This is a genomic window from uncultured Aggregatibacter sp. (assembly GCF_938046485.1).
Classification (GTDB): Bacteria; Pseudomonadota; Gammaproteobacteria; order Enterobacterales; family Pasteurellaceae; genus Aggregatibacter.
Map to the genome: position 1 here is coordinate 1 of NZ_CALIWN010000040.1, position 4,150 is coordinate 4,150.

At 41.1% G+C, this 4,150-nt stretch carries 2 protein-coding genes and 3 pseudogenes; 2 read left to right on the plus strand and 3 right to left on the minus strand.

The genetic code is table 11. The annotated features are described in order from the left end of the window. Window positions 1-256: 256 nt before the first annotated feature. The 3 genes and pseudogenes from rfaC to waaF form a co-directional block, all read right to left on the minus strand. Window positions 257-1,218 (minus strand): annotated as a pseudogene (rfaC, locus tag Q0203_RS05350) (lipopolysaccharide heptosyltransferase RfaC). Further along, entirely contained in the window at window positions 1,199-1,774 is a 576-nt protein-coding gene (locus Q0203_RS05355) for a YcxB family protein (RefSeq protein ID WP_297930086.1), read from the minus strand. The pseudogene rfaC and the gene Q0203_RS05355 overlap by 20 nt, the downstream one beginning before the upstream one ends. Further along, a pseudogene (gene waaF / locus Q0203_RS05360) lies at window positions 1,775-2,506 on the minus strand (lipopolysaccharide heptosyltransferase II). Window positions 2,507-2,661: 155 nt separating this feature from the next. On the opposite strand from waaF, the pseudogene Q0203_RS05365 reads away from it, so the two are divergent. Together Q0203_RS05365 and Q0203_RS05370 are read left to right on the plus strand one after the other, a co-directional pair. Next, a pseudogene (locus Q0203_RS05365) lies at window positions 2,662-3,481 on the plus strand (XylR family transcriptional regulator); the annotation flags it as partial. 88 nt (window positions 3,482-3,569) lie between these two features. Next, window positions 3,570-4,073, plus strand: a complete 504-nt coding sequence (locus Q0203_RS05370; RefSeq protein WP_297930088.1) for a hypothetical protein — start codon at window positions 3,570-3,572, stop codon at window positions 4,071-4,073. The last annotated feature ends 77 nt before the right edge of the window (window positions 4,074-4,150 follow it).

The following is a 4,150-nucleotide window of genomic DNA, read 5'->3' on the forward strand; positions in this document are numbered from 1 at the left end:
ACCGCCTGTTTTAACAAAAACAACCCTCAGGGACTGTTGAATTAGTTGATCACTACAATGCTGACTTAAGCGACTTTTTCTCATTTGAGCATTCTAATCTAAATGAAAGATTTAGTCGTTATCTAGTACAGCCCCTAAATTAAATGCTGTCATTCAAAAATTCCTTTTAACTAATTGTTTATAAATGAATGCAATGTATAAATATTCCATTTACATTCTAAACAAGTCTAACAACTTATTGTTATACAATCAAATATTATATAATTACCGTTTTATTCATAAATAGTTCTAAAACCTCTTCCGACCGAATTAAATTCATTCTCTCACGTTTTATATATATCTGATTTTTTCCATAAGTGCCGATCAATTTTGGATCCGTAGCACCGTATAGGGTGATATTCGGCTTATCTAACGCGGCGGTGAGATGGGCAAGGCCGGTATCTACGGAAATCACCGCCTTGGCGTTGGCAATCTGATCGGCAAGTTCGGTGAGCGTTAATTTCGGCAACACCGTGGTTTTATCCAAGCCATTCGCAATCCGTTGCGCTCGCTGATGTTCTTGTTCGTTTCCCCAAGGGGGCTAATTTCCACATTAAAAAGTGCGGTCAGTTTTTCCGCTGTTTTTTTCCATTCGTCCTCAAGCCAGTGTGTATCGGCTCGTGTGGTAGCATGAATAAACACAATATAAGGCTTTTCTACAGCATGGTTGGTAAAATGTCGAGCAATGCCATAATCCCCCTGCGTTTGAGACAACTCATAGCCTAAACTAAGGGCAAAAAACTGTCGAATGCGTTCCACCGCATGTTGTTGGTAAGCTACATAAAACCGGTGATCGTAAAAAAATGAGGTCAACGGCTCACGGGCACATTGGCGATTGTAGCCGTATTTTGTACCTTGTGCCAAACGGGTAGCAAAGAATGCACTTTTTACCAGTCCTTGCGCATCAATCACAGCATCATATTGATTTTCTTGCAATAAAGCACGGTAGCTTTTCCAGGCTTGTTGGGTGTTGGTTGAAAAAGGCTGCTTACGCCAACGCCGTAAAGCAATGGGAATAACACGCTTAACCGCCCCATGCCAGCGCGGAATTTCGGCAAAATTCTCTTCCACCACCCAATCAAAAGTAATATCAGGCAGAACATTTTGCGCATCCGTTAAAGCGGGCAAAGTATGTAGCACATCGCCCATTGAGGAAGTTTTAACCAGACAAACGTTCATTTTGTGTCATTTTGCTTTTCAGTAGATGTTCAAATGCCATACGCTGATCTTCATCAGCAAATGCGTTATAGGGAATGGCTTGGAAATGTCCACTGCCGAGGATTATGACTAAGCAATTGTCGATATTCTCTACCGCGCGTACTTTCGTATAAAAGAAAACGTAACGCGCCAGTGCATTTTGTAAATATAATCCATCCTCTTGAATGCGAACCACTTGTTCGCACTCCGTTAAATCCTCCTTTACCTGTTCACGAAAAATTTTGTTCACAAAGATAGGACGAAAGACGGTGGCATAAGCAAAAATGAAATAACCGCCGATCACTAACAACCAACCAAGCCAAGACGAATAATTCGGCTCATAACAATCACCTAACATTTCCTGAAGATTACGGATGCGATGGCGTGTTAAGATGACCAATACAAGGTAAGGCAAAAATAGCGCCACGTCATAAATTATCAACCGACGCACCAGTTTGTTACCTTTATAAATACGTCTAGAGATCTTATTTTGTAGCGCTGCATATTTGGCAGTAGGCAGTTGATAACGAATTTCCATTTATCCTCCTAAAAGTGCGGTCAATTTTTCCATAACATTTTCCGGCTGAATATCAATTAAGCTTTGATGATAGCCGTCCTTTCCCTCGCCTTTGCGGATTTTAATCAACCCGCCTTCAATCAAACGAATAATTAGCGCTTTGTCCGACAGCGGAAGCGTATATTGCGGACTGGTTTGGCCGTAAAGTGCGACCAACGGGCGGTTTAGCGCGACGGCGACATGCATTAAACCACTGTCGTTACTCACCACGGCAACGCAATCACTCATTAAATCCACCTCAACCCCGTTTGTCCGGCTAAATTCACACAATAAGATTGCAATGGCGAAGACAAGGCACAGCGGATTTGTTCGCCGACTTCTTCGTCTTTCGCCGAACCGAATAAACGAACGGCATGCCCCTGTTCAATCAGCATTTCGGCAAGTTTGGCATAATGATAATGCGGCCAGCGTTTCGCCGGACCGAATTCTGCTCCGGGGCAAAAAGCTACTGACGGACGGTTTTCGGTTTGCGCCAAAAGTGCGGTAACGTTCAACGAGATTTACTGCGCCGTACCCGATAGGCATGGTCAGCGCATTGCGCACTTCCGGCATACGAGCCAACAAAGGCTTACACTAATTAGGTGCCAACACATCAATATTGCACTGTGGATATTGCCGTTTCAGCGTTTGATACAAACTGTGCGACATCATCATATCGCCGACCCAAGACGGGCCGATAACCAAAATATTCATATTATCTTAACCTAATAGGCGGCATTATTCGATTTATGCTGAAATAAATAATAGACTAACATCACGCTTGATTCAATAAAGCCACTGAAAGATAAAATGATTTTAATGCTATATAAATCAAAATTATTCACAGCGCCGATTAAAAGAGATTCAACATGAACAATCAGAAATATTATCGTATTGCGTTATTGTTTAATGCCAACAAAGTCTATGATCGAGAAGTGATGGAAGGAGTTGGACAATATCTGCAAGCCTCGCAATGCACTTGGGATATTTTTGTAGAAGACGATTTTGTTTATCATAAAGACACGATTGAAAGTTTGTCGATTGACGGTGTGATTGCGGATTTCGACGATCCCGAAACAGTCGCTTTATTGCAGAATGTGAATGCGCCGACCATTGCTGTTGGCGGTTCATATCAAAACCCCGATTTTTACCCCGACTTGCCTTACGTGGCAACAGATAATTATGCGCTGGTGGAAATAGCGTTTTTGCATTTACAGCAAAAAGGGTTAAACCATTTTGCTTTTTACGGCATACCGACAGAAGATGAAAAGCATTGGGCGGTGGAACGTCAGAATGCTTTTTTTAAGTTTAATGCACCAATATGAACACCAAAGTGCGGTCTATTTAGGCGATAAAATCACCTCCGAAAACTGGGCGGAAGCGCAATTTAAGTTAGGCGGGTGGTTAAAATCGTTGCTGCCTCACACCGGTATTATTGCCGCTACCGACGCACGGGCGCGTCATTTGTTACAAGCTTGCGAAGCCCTTAAAATTGCCGTTCCCGAACAACTCTGTGTGATCGGCATCGATAATGAGGAATTAATTCAATACCTATCGCGCATTTCGCTTTCTTCCGTCACACAAGGAACACGAAAAATCGGCTATCAAGCAGCTAAAATGCTGGATAATTTACTCAATGGGCAGAAAGTCAGCCATAAACCGATATTAATTCCGCCATTGAAAGTAGAACGGTATTATGTAGCAGTTGCACAAAGACCTAACCGATTGAAAATACTAAAATCTCCATTGAAAGTTTAACTCAATGGAGAGTTTTATTATGGCAGAATCCTACCCTATTTCTCAACTTACCAAATTAATCGAAAATAGCTATAAAGAAAAAGCAATTCTTGAGCATCAACTTGATCAGTTAAAACAACAGAAATCAGATTTAGAGGATAAAATACTTTGTTTTGAGAATACCTTGATGTACATTGAACCCAATTTCGATTTAAGGCAAATCAAAACACAATTTAATGTTTCAAGGCTAATAAAACCTCGATTGTTTAAGCAAAATCTTCAATTGTTGGTTGCAAGAGTATTCAAACAAAGTGATAGTTGGAAAACATTATACTTTATTACAGATGCGGCGTTGGAATTAGACACTGGCAAAAATTATCTTCCACCCCAAAGGGAACATGAATTAGCTGTTGCTCGCGTATTGAAAGAACTGTATAAGAAAGGAATTATTGAACGGAAAGAAGTTGAATTACATAAACGAACAATAAAGCGAAGATTTTTCAGGCGTTCTGAATGGCGACTAAAACCTTTAGTGCAGGAATAAGAAATAGCGGTAGAGATACTGTAGTGATCAACTAATTCAACAGTCCCCGATAGGTTGTTTTTGTTAAAACAGGCGGC

What these genes read in the sequence shown, in the direction of transcription:
- Q0203_RS05355 (WP_297930086.1), bottom strand. Translation starts at nt 1,774, where the DNA reads ATGGAAATTCGTTATCAACTGCCTACTGCCAAATATGCAGCGCTACAA.
- Q0203_RS05370 (WP_297930088.1), top strand. Translation starts at nt 3,570, where the DNA reads ATGGCAGAATCCTACCCTATTTCTCAACTTACCAAATTAATCGAAAAT.